General features: G+C 69.5%; 8 protein-coding genes. 4 read left to right on the forward strand and 4 right to left on the reverse strand.

Annotation, left to right across the window (positions count from 1 at the left end; genetic code table 11):
- The 4 genes from QOD90_RS17815 to QOD90_RS17830 all read left to right on the forward strand — a co-directional run.
- On the forward strand, positions 1 to 700 hold a 700-nt coding region (locus tag QOD90_RS17815), incomplete at its 5' end, for a haloacid dehalogenase type II (RefSeq protein ID WP_526352058.1).
- Positions 697 to 1179, forward strand: a complete 483-nt coding sequence (locus tag QOD90_RS17820; RefSeq protein WP_526352060.1) for a DUF456 family protein — start codon at positions 697 to 699, stop codon at positions 1177 to 1179. The genes QOD90_RS17815 and QOD90_RS17820, both read left to right, overlap by 4 nt.
- 38 nt (positions 1180 to 1217) lie before the next feature.
- Positions 1218 to 2384 (forward strand): DUF3060 domain-containing protein, encoded by a 1167-nt coding sequence (locus tag QOD90_RS17825; protein ID WP_526352062.1) that lies wholly within the window; start codon positions 1218 to 1220, stop codon positions 2382 to 2384.
- A gap of 42 nt (positions 2385 to 2426) precedes the next feature.
- Positions 2427 to 2750: an EthD family reductase gene (locus tag QOD90_RS17830; protein WP_526352064.1), complete on the forward strand. Its 324-nt coding sequence runs from the start codon at positions 2427 to 2429 to the stop codon at positions 2748 to 2750.
- Here the strand turns inward: QOD90_RS17830 and QOD90_RS17835 are convergent.
- The 4 genes from QOD90_RS17835 to QOD90_RS17850 all read right to left on the reverse strand — a co-directional run.
- Positions 2743 to 3498: a tyrosine-protein phosphatase gene (locus tag QOD90_RS17835; protein WP_526352066.1), complete on the reverse strand. Its 756-nt coding sequence runs from the start codon at positions 3496 to 3498 to the stop codon at positions 2743 to 2745. The two genes, QOD90_RS17830 and QOD90_RS17835, sit on opposite strands and share 8 nt — an antisense overlap.
- A 65-nt stretch (positions 3499 to 3563) precedes the next feature.
- Positions 3564 to 4778: an acyl-CoA dehydrogenase family protein gene (locus tag QOD90_RS17840; protein WP_526352072.1), complete on the reverse strand. Its 1215-nt coding sequence runs from the start codon at positions 4776 to 4778 to the stop codon at positions 3564 to 3566.
- A gap of 33 nt (positions 4779 to 4811) precedes the next feature.
- On the reverse strand, positions 4812 to 7205 hold the full coding sequence (locus tag QOD90_RS17845; protein WP_526352068.1) for a PEP-utilizing enzyme: 2394 nt from the start codon (positions 7203 to 7205) through the stop codon (positions 4812 to 4814).
- Positions 7206 to 7211: 6 nt separating this feature from the next.
- On the reverse strand, positions 7212 to 15666 hold an 8455-nt coding region (locus tag QOD90_RS17850), incomplete at its 5' end, for an SDR family NAD(P)-dependent oxidoreductase (protein ID WP_526352070.1).

Below are 15666 nucleotides of genomic sequence, written 5' to 3' on the forward strand. Positions count from 1 at the left end.
GCCGCGGGCGCTGGCCTTCGACGTCTTCGGAACCGTCGTCGACTGGCGTACCAGCATCATTGGCGAACTGGAGATGTTCGGCGAACGCCACGAGCTGGCCGAGGACTGGGCGACCTTCGCCGATGACTGGCGAGCCGGGTATCCGGCGGCGATGGACCGAGTGCGCACCGGACAACTCCCGTGGCTGAAGATCGACGCCCTGCACCGCCTGATCCTCGACGATCTTCTCGATCGAGCGAGCATCGGCACCTTGCCCGACGAAGACGTCACTGAGCTGAATCTCGCGTGGCACCGGCTCGACCCGTGGCCGGATTCGGTGGAGGGGCTGACGCGCCTGAAACAGAGCTTCACCATCACGACGCTGTCGAACGGCAACGTGTCGTTGCTGACCAACATGGCCAAGCGGGCCGGATTGCCGTGGGATTGCGTGATTTCCGCGGAACTGTTCGGTCACTACAAGCCGGACGTCGAGGCGTACCTGGGCTGCGCCGACCTCCTCGACGTGGCGCCGAGCGAGCTGATGCTGGTCGCGGCGCACCCGAGCGATCTGAGGGCCGCGCGCGATGCCGGCTTGATGACCGGGTACGTGGCCCGGCCTCTCGAGCGTGGCCCCAATCGCCGGCCGCCGAAAGTCGAGGACGGTGAGTTCGACGTCACCGCCGACGACTTCGGAGACCTTGCTGACAAACTTGGCGCATGAACACCGTCGAGACCCTGCTCGTCGCGGTGGTGATCGCCGTCGGTCTGATCGGCATCCTGGTGCCGTTGGTGCCGGGCAGCATCCTGGTGTTCGCGGCGATCGCGGTGTGGGCGTTCGTCGAGGGGACGACCGTCGCCTGGGTGACCCTCGGTGTCGCCACGGCGATCTTGGCCGCCGCCCTTCTGGTGAAATACCTGTGGCCGATGAAGCGGATGCGCAGCGCGGACGTCGGCACGTGGAGCCTGTTGGCGGGCGGCGTCCTCGGCGTCATCGGGTTCTTCGTCGTTCCCGTCGTCGGGCTGGTCATCGGGTTCGTCTTGGGCGTCTTCCTCGCTGAGCTGGCCTCGAGGCAGGACTCGCGGCTGGCCTGGGCGTCGACCGTGCATGCCATCAAGGGCGTCGCGCTATCGGTCGGAGTCGAGTTGGCGGGCGCGCTGCTTGCAACGATGGTGTGGGTGGCCGGGGTGTTGTTGGTCTGACGCCGCCCCGCGCACCCGCATCGTGGGAGCATTCGCAGGTGACGTCCCCGGAGGACCCAGAGCAGCGGATCGCCGAGTTGGAGAAACAGGTGGCCGACGCGCGTCGCATCGCCGACCTGGAGAGGCAACTCGCCGAAGCACGGTCGCAACAGACGCAGGGTCCGACGCCCGGCCAGATGTCCGACGTGTTCGCCGCGCTCCAGCGCCTTCAACCGACGCTGACGAACGCGTTCGGCACCGGCATGGGCCGCCCCAGTGCGCCGCTGGACACCCGGCTCGCCGACGCTCCGCGCGGGATTCCGGTGCGCTTCATGCTGGCCGAACTGCTGCCGTTCCGGTGGTGGTACCTGTTCGCCATGTTCATGGTGGCGATTCCGCCCATCATCGTGTGGATCACCAACCCCGAATTGCTGGCGCCCGCGGCGGTGGTCGTGCTCGCCGTGATCTACGGTATCCAGTTCTGGACGGCGCGCACCCGCCTGACCCTGCTCAAGTGGGGACGGGTCGCGCAGGTCATCGGAACCGAGATGATCTCGCGTGGGACGTATTACAGCGGTACGACGTATTCCAACGTGTGGCTTCCCCAGGCGCACGGCTGGACGGTGACCCGTCAGCTCTGGAGCGGCCCCAGCACCAAGACCAAGGTCCGGTACGCACTCGATGGCCGCCAGGGCGAGTTGGTGGTGAAGGGCCGCGCGTATGACGACGGCGTGATCTTGGCCGACGCGCGGCATCCGGAACGCGCACTGTGCGTGAGCTCGTTCGCCTACGACCTGGATCGTGACGAGTCGGGTAACTGGGTCGGTCGGCTACGGACCCGGTTGATGATCGGGATGGCCGTCTGGGCGCTCATCGTCGTCGGCTGGGTGGGCGGCGCCATCGGCATCAGCACCGGCGCGGTCGCCCGTCTGGTGGCAGATGACACGGCGATCAGGCTCTCGCCCGGCGCCAACCGCACGCTGACCGACAACGGCCCCCAGACCGTCTACTGCAACGACGGCCACCTCACCGTGGGGGGCGGCAGCAGCCCGGTCACGATTCACGGTCATTGCGCCAGCCTCGTCGTCTCCGGGATCGACGGCGTCGTCACCATCGACTCGGTCGACGTCATCACGCTCAACGGGATCGACAATCACGTCACGTATCACTCAGGAACGCCGAAGGTCACCAACGGGGGAATAAGCAACACCGCGAGCCTCGGATGACGCACCCTGCGGGACGGGCGACCGAGGAGCATGATCGGCTACATGTCTGAAACCAAGATCACGGTCATCTACGACAATCCGACCGATCCCGATGCCTTCGAAACCGCCTACGAAGCCGAGCAATTGGAGGCCGCTCGCAAGATCCCTGGCCACGTCCGCTTCGAGACGTCGAAGGTGTGGCCGAAGGAGGATGGGTCTCCGACGCCCGCCTACCGGATGATCGACCTCTACTATCCCGACTACGACGCGGCCAGCGTGGCTGTCACGACGCCGGAGGCAGGGGCGTTCTTCCAGGCCATGGCGGCGCTGTCCACCGGGGGCGTTCGCGTGCTGTTCTCCGACGTCGAGATCCCGCAGGCTAGGTGAGCAGCGCCTGGCGCAGCCGCGACACCTGATCGGCCGTCACGCCAACGGCCTCAAGATATTTCGGCACCGAGCCGAAGTCGCGGTCAATGGCGCGGCGCGAGGTCTCCAGGTAGTCCTCACGGACGCCGAGCACCTCTTCGTTGAGGCGCGCTTCGGCGAACGTGATGATCTCCGGTGTCGTATTTTCGCTGCGGTTCCGGATCGACTCTAGGATGCGCTCCCGCAGTTGGGCCACCGCGGCATTGCTGCGGAGGAAGTCGGCGACGATGGCATCGCGTTCCACCCCAAGGGTTTCCAGTACCAGCGCGACGGTCAACCCGGTGCGGTCCTTGCCTGCGAAGCAATGGGTGATGACGGGCCGTCCATCGGCCAACAGCGAAATCACCTGGCGCACGGCCATGTGGGCGCCGGGCAACGCCGGAAAGCGCTCGTACTCCTCGGTCATGAAGCGCGCGGCAGCGAGGCCGACGTCCTCGTCGTCGGGCTTGTCGGTCAGCATCTTCTCGAAGGCGTGTTCGTGCGGTGCCTCGGCCTGGTTGGTGGCGAGCTCGTGAAAGGGCAGCAGGTGGATCTCGACTCCGTCGGGCACCTGGCCCGGCCCCCGACGCTCCACCTCCCGCACGGAGCGCAGATCGGCGACGTCGCCGATGCCGTAGCGCATCATCGCGGCACGACCCGCGTCGTCGAGATTGCTCAGCTCGCTGGAGCGGAAGAGCCGACCCGGCCGGATCCCGGTCTCCTCAGCCACGTCTCGGAAGTTCCACGCCCCGGACAGCTCATCCCCTCTGGAGACGCTGCCGCCGGCGGAGACCACTACGACGTCACCGCCGCTGCGAACGCGCTCTTCTCCCGACCGAGTTCGGCACGCGCGATGGTGCGCATGTGCACCTCGTCGGGGCCGTCGAACAGGCGCATCGCGCGGTGCCAGCCGTACAGCCTTGCGAGCGGGAAGTCATCGCTGATCCCAGCGGCGCCGTGCACCTGGATGGCGCGGTCCAGCACGTTGCACGCCATCTGCGGAGCGACCGCCTTGATCATCGCCACCTGGTTGCGCGCCTCCTTGTTGCCGTGCTCGTCGATCGTCCACGCCGCCTTTTCGCACAACAGCCGGGCCTGATCGATCTCGTTGCGGGACAAGGCGACCTGCTGCTGCACCACTCCCTGCTCGGCGAGCTGCTTGCCGAACGCGATGCGCTTGTTCACCCGATCGACCATCAGGGCCAGTGCCCGCTCGGCAACGCCGATGGCCCGCATGCAGTGGTGGATGCGGCCGGGGCCGAGACGGGCCTGCGCGATCGCGAACCCGCCACCCTCCTCACCGAGCAGATTGCTGACCGGCACCCGCACGTTGTCGAAGACGACCTCGGCGTGCCCGTGCTGGTCCTGCCAGCCGAACACCGGAAGCGAGCGGACGATGGTGATCCCCGGGGTGTCGATCGGCACCAGGATCATCGACTGCTGCTGATGGCTCGCGGCGTCGGGGTTGGTACGGCCCATCACGATCAGGATCTTGCAGCGCGGGTCGTTGGCGCCCGAGGTCCACCACTTGCGGCCGTTGATGACGTAGTCGCCGCCGTCGCGCAGCATCGTCGTCTCGATGTTGCGAGCGTCGCTGGAGGCCACCGCAGGCTCCGTCATCGCGAACGCGCTGCGGATCTCACCGTTCAGCAGCGGCTCCAGCCACTGCTTGCTCTGCTCTGGCGTCGCGAAGAGATGCAGGGTCTCCATGTTCCCGGTGTCCGGCGCCGCGCAGTTCAGCGCTTCTGGCGCCAACTCCATGCTCCAGCCCGACAGCTCCGCCAACGGCGAGTACTCCAGGTTGGTCAGCCCCGACTCCGACGGCAGGAACAGGTTCCACAGGCCCCTGTCCCTGGCCAGCTTCTTGAGCTCCTCGACCACTGGGGGGACGGTGTGATCGTTCGGCCCGGCCTCCAGTCGGTACTGGTCATAGGAGTGCTCACCGGGGAAGACGAACTCCACCATGAAGTCGGTGAGCCGTTGGTGGTAATCCTGCGCCTTTGCCGACATCGCGAAGTCCATGACCGTCACGATAGACACTCGTCAATCGCCGACTACCGTCACCTCGCCCGTCGCTCCATCGACCTCGATCAGTGTGCCCGTGGACAGCAGGGCGGCGGCCCCTCTGGCATTGACGACGCAGGGCACGCCGAACTCCCGCGCGACGATCGCGGCGTGCGACGTCGGCCCGCCGAGTTCGGTCACCACGGCCGCGGCATAGGCGAACGCCGGGGTGTAGCCCACGTCGGTGACCTTCGCGACGAGGATCTCGCCCGGCTGCAGTTCGTCGATCGTCTCGGCGTGCACGACGCGGACCAGACCGCGGACGCGACCGCCCGACACCCCGATGCCGTGAAGGACCTCGCCGCCATGGAACGCGGCCGTCGGTGCCTCCGTCGGGAGCCACTGACCACTGAATGCCTCCGGCGGCACCGCGTGTTGCAGCGTCGCCTGTTCGGTCCGGCGTCGGGCGACGATGCCAGCCAGGTCGGGCGGAAGGTCGTCCAATTCGTCGACGAGCAGATAGAACACGTCGTCGACCTCGCCGAGTTCGCCCGCCTCGACCATGCGCCTGCCCTGCTCCCGCAGCAGCCGCCGCAGCACCCAGATCGCGCGCACCATTCGGTCACGCCGGACCTCGCGCTCGCGGATCTGGGCGGCGGCAGCAACGGCCACCGCCCGCGCGCGCAGCGGTACCCGAGGCAGGACGGGAAGCTCCCTGGGCGCTGCGACGAGAGCCTTGGCCACCATCCTGATCAGCAGGTCGGGATCGTCCGCGTAGGTGGCACAACGCATCTCGACCTCGCCGGGGCCACGATGACCGATCAGGGCAAGCTCGCGGGTCAACGCGACCGAGAACTCCGGCGCCTGGGCGGCGAGTGCCGCGACGTCGATCTTCGGTTCGGAAAGCAGCCGGGCCGCGACGGGCTCGCGCCGCACGACCGCCACCAGTCGGTGGACGGCGCCGAGCGCCTGCGCGCTGACCAGTTCATCGCCCGCGGCGGGCATGACGTCGCGTCCACAGAGCAGTCGCATGACCACGCCGTAGCCGGCGCACAGCAGGATCGATGCCGACGACAACACCCAACCGTGCACGACGTGATCGCGCCCGAGCAGGATCAGCTCCCGCAGTCGACGGTCGTCGAGGCCAGCGGGGTCGTCGGCCGCCGTCTCCAATCGCGCGACGTCACCCACGAAGTCCTTGGTGTCGCGATTCGACCCCGCGGACAATCCGATCAGGCAGTTGGCGAACGTCAACCCGCCGCGGAGTTGACGGGCGAAGCTGCGCGGTTCGACGGGTGGCAAGTGTTCGCCGAACAGCTCGAGGCCGTCCTCGGTGTGCCCGAAGAAACCGGAGAGCACCAGGTTCGGATCGATGAACGGCACCGTGTGGGCCATGAAGTGTCCGGTCGTGATGCCCGCATACAGCCGATGGCCGAAGACGCCGGTCGTCCGTACCGACATCTCGCGCTGCACGGCCCCACCCGGTCGGAGTCGCTCGGAGATCACCAGACCCGCCGCCCGCGTGCCCAACACCGTCACCGAGGCCGACGACGGCGAGAACGGGCCCGCCAGGGCCTCCGACAGATTGGTGGCGATGAACGCGGGGAAGCGGGGATCGATCGGTGTGTCGAACTCGCCGTTGGCCGGCCCCTGGCCTGCGGGTACCGGCTCGACGCCGTCGGCAGCGGGGGCATCGACTGCCGGGATCTCGAGCACGCGGGGAAGCCGCCAGGGGATGTCGTGGACGGTGCGGCCCACCGTGATCCGACCGCGGCAGGCGAGCGCGAAGTCCTCGACGGCCTGCGCGACGTCGTAGCCGGGCGTGAATCCCCAGGCGTCGCGCAGACCCGTGGGGTCAAGCGTCGGCAGCTCGGGTAGCGGGTCGGGGACGAGCCGTCGCAGCCGGCTGGGGATCGTGAGCACCGGCCTTCCGACCGCTGCGGCGATCTCGCGCAGGGTGGTGTGTCCGTCGGCGACGACGTCGACAACGCCAGGGGGCAGGTCGGGATCGAGCAGCGCCCGCACCAGGACCCGCTCGACGTCGTGGGCATGCACCACCTGAAGGGGTCGGTCCGCGGAGCCGTCGACGTCGAAGACGACCGCGCCCGAACAGAGGCGCAGCACGGCGTCGTCGACGTGGCGGCCCAGGACGAGCGCCGTCCGGACCACGATCGCGTCGGGGCCGGCTTCGGCGGACAGGACCACGGTGCGGCCAGCTCGAGCCGACGTCGAGGTGCCGCCGCAGTGCAGAACGGCGTCAGCGCCCGCCACGACGTCGGCATCGCACTGCTGCGAGACGACGAAGTCGACTGACCCAGGCCAACTTTCGGGGCGCCGCGCGCCAACGCCGATGACACTGTGGGCGAGGCTCACCAAGCGTGCGGCCACCCCGCGACCGATGGCGCAGTCGGCCCCGGTGATGACGATCCTCATCGAGGCCTAGACGTCATCGTCATCGTCACCGAAGGCGGCCAGCAGGTCCTGGAGATCCATGTCGGCGATGTCCTGGGTCCGCGGCTCGGTCGATGCGCCCGCAGCGGGGGCGTCCGCCCCACTGCCCTGGGCGGCGAGGTTCAGCAGCATGTCGAGCACGCCCGCTTGCCGCAGGCGCTTGACCGGGATGGTGGCCACGACGCGCTGGAGTTCCTCGTCGATCGAGTTCGTCGCGGGCGCCTGCTCGGACTCCCCGACGAGTTGGGTGCGGAAGTACTCGGCGATCGCCGACGGGTTGGGATAGTCGAAGATCAGCGTCGGCGACAGCGTCAACCCGGTCGCCGCCTTGAGCCGGTTGCGGAGTTCGACGGCGGTGAGCGAGTCGAACCCGTGATCCTGGAACGCCAAGTCCGGCGCGATCGACTGCGGATTCGGCAGTCCCAGCACCGTCGCCATGTGGGACCGCACCAGGTCGAGCAGCAGGTCGTGCTGCTCGTCGACGGGCAGCCCCGAAAGGCGTTGCGACAGAGCCGATCGCGACTGGGCGGCAGCCAGGGAGTCGCCGACCTGTCGGCGGGCGGGCCCCGAGATCAGATCGATGAACATCGGTGGCAGCGTGCCCGCCGCGGACTTGGTCCGCAGCGCGACGCGGTCGATCCGGGCCGGCACCAGGAAGGGCTCGTCGACGGTCAACGCCTCGTCGAACAGGGCGAGCGCGTCGTCGACGGCCAGCGCCAGGATGCCGTCGCGGTTGAGCCGGGCCAGGTCGACGTCCTGAAGGTGGCCCGTCATCCCACTGGCCTGCTCCCACAGTCCCCAGCCCAACGACATCGCGGGCAGGCCGTTGGCGCGCCGGTGGGCGGCCAGGGCATCGAGGTAGGCGTTGGCCGCCGAGTAGTTCGCCTGCCCGGAGGCGCCGACCAGGCCCGCCATCGAGGAGAACATCACGAACGCGGACAGGTCGAGGTCGCGGGTCAGCTCGTGCAGATTCCACGCCGCGTCGACCTTGGCCCGTAGCACCGCGTCGACCCGATCGGGGGTCAGCGATGTCAGCACCGCGTCATCGATCACGCCTGCGGTGTGGATCACCGCCGACAGCGCATGCTGATGGTCGATGTTCGCCAGGCTCTTGCCGAGCGCATCCCGGTCGGCGGCGTCCGCGGCGACCACCTGCACGTGCGCGCCCGCGGCGGTCAGTTCGGCCACCAGTTCCGCGGCGCCAGGCGCGTCGGCTCCGCGGCGCGACAGCAGCACCAGGTGGCGCACGCCGTGCTGCGCGACCACGTGGCGGGCCACCGAGGCGCCAGCCATGCCGGTGCCTCCGGTGATCAGCACGGTCCCGCCGGCCCATGCGTCGGGCATCGTCAGGACGACCTTGCCGATGTGGCGGGCCTGGCTGAGGTGCCGCAACGCCGCAGGCGCTCGCCGCACGTCCCACGTCGACACGGGCAGCGGCCGCAGGACACCGCCATCGCTGAGCCCGGCGACGCCCGTCAAGATCTGGCTGACGCCGTCGGCCCCCGCCTCGAACAGGTCAAAGGCGCGGTAGCGCACGCCGGGATGAGCCGCGGCGACGGTGTCGGCGTCGCGAATGTCGGTCTTGCCCATCTCCAGGAACGATCCGCCCCGCGGCAGCAGTCGCAGCGACGCGTCGACGAAGTCGCCGGACAGCGAGTCCAGGACGACGTCGACTCCACGTCCGCCGGTGACGGACAGGATCTTCTGTTCGAATTCCAACGTGCGGGAGTCGGCGATGTGGTCGTCGTCGAAGCCCATGGCCCGCAACGTGTCCCACTTGGGTCGGCTCGCGGTGGCGAACACCTCGAGACCCCAATGCCTGGCCAACTGAACGGCCGCCATTCCGACGCCGCCGGTGCCCGCGTGGATCAGCACCGACTGACCCGGTTGCACGTCGGCCAACCCACGCAGCGCGAAGAACGCCGTCGCGAAGCCGACCGTGAAGCCTGCGCCCTGTGCGTAGCCCCAGTCCGCCGGAATGGGAAGCACGACACGGGCATCGGTGGTGGCAGACGAGCCGGTGCCCTCGGGGAACAGGCCCATCACCCGGTCACCGACCGACACCTCCGTCACCCCAGGCCCGACCTCGACGACGACACCGGCCGCCTCGATGCCCATGACGCCGCCGCCCGGGTAGAGCCCGAGCGCGATCATCACGTCGCGGAAGTTCGCGCCGATTGCGCGCACGTCGACCCGGATGCGACCGGCCGCCAGTGGCTCGTCGGCGCCGGGGATCGCCTGCAGCGTCAGGTCGTCGAACGTGCCCGTCGACGCCTCGTCGGCGACCGCCAGCCGCCACGGAGCGCCACCATCGGGCGGCGTCAGCAGAGACTCGGCGGCCCTACTCGGCAGCACCCGCGCGGTGTGCAGAACGCCGTCCCGGATCACCACCTGGGGTTCGCCGAGGGAGACGATGGCGGCAGGATCGACGTCAGTGCTCGCGTGGTCGAGGTCTGCCAGTACGACCCGGCCCGGGTGCTCGGTCTGCGCGGCCCGGACCAGACCCCATACTGCGGCGCCGGCCAGATCGGTGATGTCCTCACCAGGCAGGGCGACCGCCCCGCGGGTCGTCACCACCAGCGTTGGGGGCTTCGCTGAATCCGACGCCGAATCCGACGCCTGGGTCAGCCACGACTGCAGTCGCTCGAGGGCGACGTGGGTCGCGCCGTAGACGCCAGCCAGGTCGTCGTCGGAATCGATTGCGACGGCGATGGATTCGAACACGTCGATCTCGGCGTCGACGGGCTCCGAGGCGGGTGTCGCTGCGGACCACACCACCTCGAACAATTCGCCGCCACCGGATCCGCCGACCGCGGCCGCCAACTGCTGGGCCGTCACCGGTCGGGCCACCATCGCCTCGACGGAGAGCACCGGAAGGCCCAGGCCGTCGGCGAGGTCGATCGACATGGAACTCGTACCGTTCGGGACGAGCCGCGCGCGGACGGCCGAGGCTCCCGACGCGTGCAGCGACACCTTCTGCCACGAGAACGGCAGGGCCATCTCACCCTCGTTGTCATCGCGGCTCAGCACGACCGCGTGCAGCGCACCGTCGAGCAGCACGGGATGCACGCCGAGTCCGCTCGCCTGCAGCTCCTGCGGAAGGGCGACCTCGGCGAACACCTCGTCGCCGCGGCGCCACATCGCCTTCAGCCCACGGAACGCGGGGCCGTACTCGTAGCCACGCGCCGACAGGTCGGCGTAGGCGTCGGACACGTCGATCTCGCGCGCCCCAACCGGTGGCCAGATCGACAGGTCGGAGCCCGGCGCCGACGCGGCGACACTGAGTTCGCCCTCGGCGTTCAGGATCCAGGTTGCCGAATCCTGTTGGGCCCGCGAGAAGATCGACACCACGCGGCCACCTGCCCCGTCGGCCTCGCTGACCACGACCTGCACGGCGACACCTTCGGCAGGCAGCACCAGCGGCGCGTGCAGCATCAACTCGTCGACGCTGTTGCAACCCACCTCGTCGCCTGCCCTGATCGCCAATTCGACGAAGCCGGCACCGGGGAACAGCACGACGCCTGCAACCGCGTGGTCGGCCAGCCACGGCTGCGACGACAGCGACAGCCTGCCCGTCAGCACCACGCCGCCGGTCTCTGGCGATTCGACGACGGCCCCGAGCAGTGCGTGTTCGGTGCCGCCGAGCCCAAGGCCGACGGCGTCGGTCGTACCCGACCCGCTACCCGACAGCCAGAACCGGCGCCGCTGGAAGGCGTAGGTCGGCAGGTCGAGCAGTTTTCCGCCGTCGCACGCCGCCCGCCAGTCCACGTCGACGCCCGCGACGGACAGCTGGGCCAGCGCCGTCAGCAGCGCCGTCGCTTCGGAGCCGTCCTTCTTCAGCGTCGAGGCCGTCACGGGCTCGGACTCGGTCAGCGACATCGCGATCGAGGCCGTGAGCCCGCTGGCCGGTCCCACTTCGAGGAACCGGGTGACACCCACCGACTCGAGGAACCGCGCGCTGTCGGCGAACCGGACCGCCTCGAGGATGTGGCGGCCCCAGTACGGTGCGGTCGCGAAGTCGGGCCCCGCCAGTTCGCCGGTCAAGTTGGAGATCACCGGAATCATCGGCTCCGCCAACGACATTCCGCCGGCCACCGTGCTGAACTCCAGCAGCATCGGCTCCATCAAGGACGAGTGGAAGGCATGAGACACCGCCAGCTGGTGCACGCGGCACCCAGTGGCGCGTGCCTCCTCGGCGATCGCAAGGACCGCATCCTCGGGACCGGAGATCACCACGGAGTCGGGCCCGTTGACGGCCGCGATGCCGACGCCGTCGCGCAGCAGCGGCCGCATCTCGGCCTCGCTCGACGACACCGCCACCATCGCACCGCCCTCGGGCAGTCGCTGCATCAGCCTGCCGCGCGCGGCCACCAGCGCGGCGGCGTTCTCGAGCGACAGCACGCCGGCGACGTGCGCGGCGGTCAGCTCGCCGATCGAGTGACCGAGCACGTAATCCGGGTGAAGACCCCACGATTCGAGCAACCGGAACATCGCCACCTCGACGGTGAACAGTGCGGGCTGCGCGAACTCCGTCGAATCCAACACGGTCGCGTTGTTGCCCCACATCACGTCGCGGATGGGACGGAGCAGGTGACGGTCCAGTTCCGTGGTGACCGCGTCGAACGCCTCCGCGAAGACGGGGAACTCGGCGTGCAGCTCCCGGCCCATCCCCAATGTCTGGGCGCCCTGGCCGGGAAAGACGAACGCGGTCTTGCCAGAGCCGGTGGCGCGACCGCGGACGGTGCCGGAGCCCTGTTGGTCGTCGGCAAGGTCCCTCAGCTGGGGCAGCAGATCGTCGCGACCCGCGCCGACCAGGACCGCGCGATGCGCGAACGACGCGCGGCCGCCCAGCGTCCAACCGACGTCGACGGCGTCCAGTCCGGGGTCGGCTTGAATGTGGTCGGCCAGCCGCCGCGCCTGATCGGCAAGGGCCTCAGGCGTCTTCGCGGACAGTGCCCACGGCGCGACGGCGGGCCGGTGAACCTCGACGGCGGGCACGACCGACGTCGGCGCCTGCTCGATGATCACGTGTGCGTTCGTCCCGCTGATGCCGAAGGACGACACCCCGGCCCGGCGCGGAATGCCGGTCTCCGGCCACGGCTGGGCCTCGGTCAAGAGGGCGACCGACCCCATCGTCCAGTCGACGTGCGGCGTCGGCTCGTCCACGTGCAGCGTGGCGGGCAGCTGCTCGTGGCGCATCGACTGGACCATCTTGATGATGCCCGCGACACCCGCGGCAGCCTGGGCGTGCCCCATGTTCGACTTCACCGACCCCAGCCACAGCGGGTGGCGGCGATCCTGCCCGTAGGTCGCCAGCAGCGCCTGCGCCTCGATCGGGTCACCGAGCGTGGTGCCGGTGCCGTGAGCCTCGACGACGTCGACGTCGGACGCGCTGAGGCCGGCATTGGCCAGCGCCGCCCGCAGGACGCGCTGCTGCGAAGGGCCGTTCGGCGCCGTCAGCCCGTTGGACGCGCCGTCCTGGTTGATCGCCGATCCGCGCACCAGTGCCAGCACCTGATGGCCGTGACGCCGAGCATCGGAGAGCCGCTCGACGACGAGAATGCCTCCGCCGTCGGCGAATCCGGTGCCGTCCGCCGCGCCGGCGAACGACTTGCACCGGCCGTCCGACGACAGTCCGCGTTGCCTGCTGAACTCCACGAAGATGTCGGGGGTGGCGTTGACGGTGACGCCGCCCGCGAGGGCGAGGTCGCACTCCCCGAGCCGCAGCGCCTGCACGGCCATGTGCAGCGCGACCAGTGACGACGAGCATGCGGTGTCGATCGACACGGCAGGCCCCTCGAGGCCGAGCACGTAGGACACCCGCCCCGACGCCACGCTTGAGGCCTGACCCGTCAGGCGGAAGCCCTCCGCCCCGTCGGCGCCGACACCGTAGCCCTGGGCGTACACACCGGCAAACACGCCGGTGGCACTGCCGCGCAGCGACGTTGGGTCAATGCCGCCGCGCTCGAGGCCCTCCCACGCGAGCTCGAGGAACAGCCGCTGCTGCGGGTCCATCGCCAGCGCCTCGGTCGGGGAGACCCCGAAGAAGCCAGGGTCGAAGTCGGCCGCGTCGTACAGGAAGCCACCGGTGTTGGCGTAGGACTTGCCTGCGGCGTCGGCGTCGGCGCTGAAGAGGCCGGCCAGATCCCAGCCGCGGTCGGTCGGAAAGTCCGAGACGACGTCCCGTCCGGCGGCGACCATGTCCCACAGGGTCTCCGGTGAGTCCACCCCGCCGGGATAGCGGCAGGACATGCCGACGATGGCGATCGGCTCGTCGAGGACGGACGTCACCGACGTGGTCTGCGCGACCTCGGGAGATGCCCCGGCGAGTTCCTGACGGATGTAGCCGGCCAACGCCAGCGGGGTCGGGTAGTCGAAGATGAGGGTCGGCGAAAGGGCAAGTCCGGTCGCCGTTTTGAGCCGGTTGCGCAGTTCGACGGCCGTGAGCGAGTCGAACCCGTGATCGGAGAACGCCAACTCGGCGGTGATGGCGTCGGGCTCGGTGTTGCCGAGCACGGCCGACATGTGCGACCGCAGGAGGTCGAGCACCAGCGTCTGTTGAGCCTGTTCGGTCAGGCCGTGCAGGCGTTGCGCCAGAGCTGATTTGGACTTCGCCGCGACCAGCGAGTCGTCGACGCGGCGCCTGGCGGAGGCGTTCGCGAGCTGGGCAAACATCGGCGGCAGCAGACCTTCGGCCGACCGTGACCGCAGCGCGGCCCGGTCGATCCGGACGGGGGCGAGGAGGGCTTCGCCAACCACGAGGGCCGAGTCGAACAGCGCCATTGCGTCGTCGGTCGACATCGCGAGGATGCCGTCACGGCCCAACCGGGACAGGTCGGCGTCCGCGAGGTGGCCGGTCATGTCGCTGGCCTGCTCCCACAGCCCCCACGCCAGGGAGGTTGCGGGCAGTCCGTTGGCGCGTCGGTGGGCGGACAGCGCGTCCAGGAAGGTGTTGGCCGCGCAGTAGTTGGCCTGACCCGACGAGCCGACGACACCGGCCATCGACGAGAACAACACGAACGCAGCGACATTCGTCTCGAGGCTCAGTTCGTGCAGGTTCCACGCGGCGTCCACCTTGGCCCGAAGGACCGGATCGATGCGGTCCGGTGTCAGCGACCCGACGACCGCGTCGTCGAGCACACCGGCCGCGTGGATGATCGCGGACAGCGGGTGCGCGGCATCGAAGGAGTCCAGCACCGCGCGCAACTCGGAGCGGTCGGCGGCGTCGGCGGCGAGCACCTGCACGTGGGCGCCCGCGGCGGTCAGTTCGGCGACCAACTCGGCAGCGCCTGGGGCGTCGGGTCCGCGGCGGGAGAGCAACGTCAACTGGCGCACCCCGTGGTGTCTGACGACGTGGCGGGCCACCGAGGCGCCCGCCATGCCGGTGCCACCGGTGATCAGGACCGTGCCGCGCGTCCACGCCGCAGGCATGGTCATCACGATCTTGCCGATGTGGCGGGCCTGGCTGAGGTGCCGCAGCGCCGCTGGTGCGCGCCGGATGTCCCACGTGGTCACGGGCAGTGGTGTCAGGATGCCCTCTTCGAACATCCTCGACAGTTCGACGATGTACTCGTGCATCCGCGGGCGGCCTGGCTCGAACAGGTCGAAGGCGCGGTAGCGCACGCCGGGATGAGCCGCCGCGACGGTGTCGGCGTCGCGAATGTCGGTCTTGCCCATCTCGAGGAACGAGCCGCCGCGCGGCAGCAGTCGCAGCGACGCGTCGACGAAGTCGCCCGCCAGCGAGTCGAGCACCACGTCGAAACCACGGCCACCGGTGACGTCGGTGAACTTCTGCTCGAAGTCGAGGTTGCGCGAGTCGCCGATGTGATCGTCGTCGAAGCCCATGGCACGCAACGTGTCCCACTTGGGACGGCTCGCGGAGGTGAAGACCTCGAGACCCCAGTGCCTGGCCAACTGAACGGCGGCCAGGCCAACCCCGCCGGTGGCGGCATGGATCAGGATCGACTGGCCGGGCTGCACGTCGGCCAGCTCACGCAGGCCGTAGTACGCCGTGGTGAACACCACCAGGGTGGCGGCGGCCTCGGCGTCGGTCCAGCCGGTCGGGATGGGCGCCACCAGGCGGGCGTCGGCCTGGACGACGGTGCCGGTGCCCTCGGGGAACAGGCCCATCACGCGGTCACCAACGGCGAAGTCCGTGACCCCATCGCCGACCTCGACCACGACGCCGGCGCCCTCGCTGCCAAGCAGGGCGTCGTGGGTGAACATCCCGAGTGTGATCATCACGTCTCGGAAGTTGGCCGCAACGGCGTTCATCTCGACGCGAATGTGCGCGGCGCGCAACGGTTCCTCGGAGTTGGGCACCTCTTCGAGCGCGAGGTTGTCGAAGGTTCCTGCGGTCGCGATGCCGAGGCGCCACGGCTTGCCGGTGATCGGGGGCTGCAGCACCGAGTCGGCGCCACGACTGCGCACCACCCGTGCGACG

Source organism: Mycobacterium sp. (assembly GCF_032161845.1).
In the GTDB taxonomy this organism is placed as follows: Bacteria; Actinomycetota; Actinomycetes; order Mycobacteriales; family Mycobacteriaceae; genus Mycobacterium.

Excerpts from the sequence above, each read along its gene's own strand:
- QOD90_RS17820 (WP_526352060.1), top strand. The coding sequence starts at position 697 with ATGAACACCGTCGAGACCCTGCTCGTCGCGGTGGTGATCGCCGTCGGT.
- QOD90_RS17830 (WP_526352064.1), top strand. The coding sequence starts at position 2,427 with ATGTCTGAAACCAAGATCACGGTCATCTACGACAATCCGACCGATCCC.
- QOD90_RS17840 (WP_526352072.1), bottom strand. The coding sequence starts at position 4,778 with ATGTCGGCAAAGGCGCAGGATTACCACCAACGGCTCACCGACTTCATG.
- QOD90_RS17845 (WP_526352068.1), bottom strand. The coding sequence starts at position 7,205 with ATGAGGATCGTCATCACCGGGGCCGACTGCGCCATCGGTCGCGGGGTG.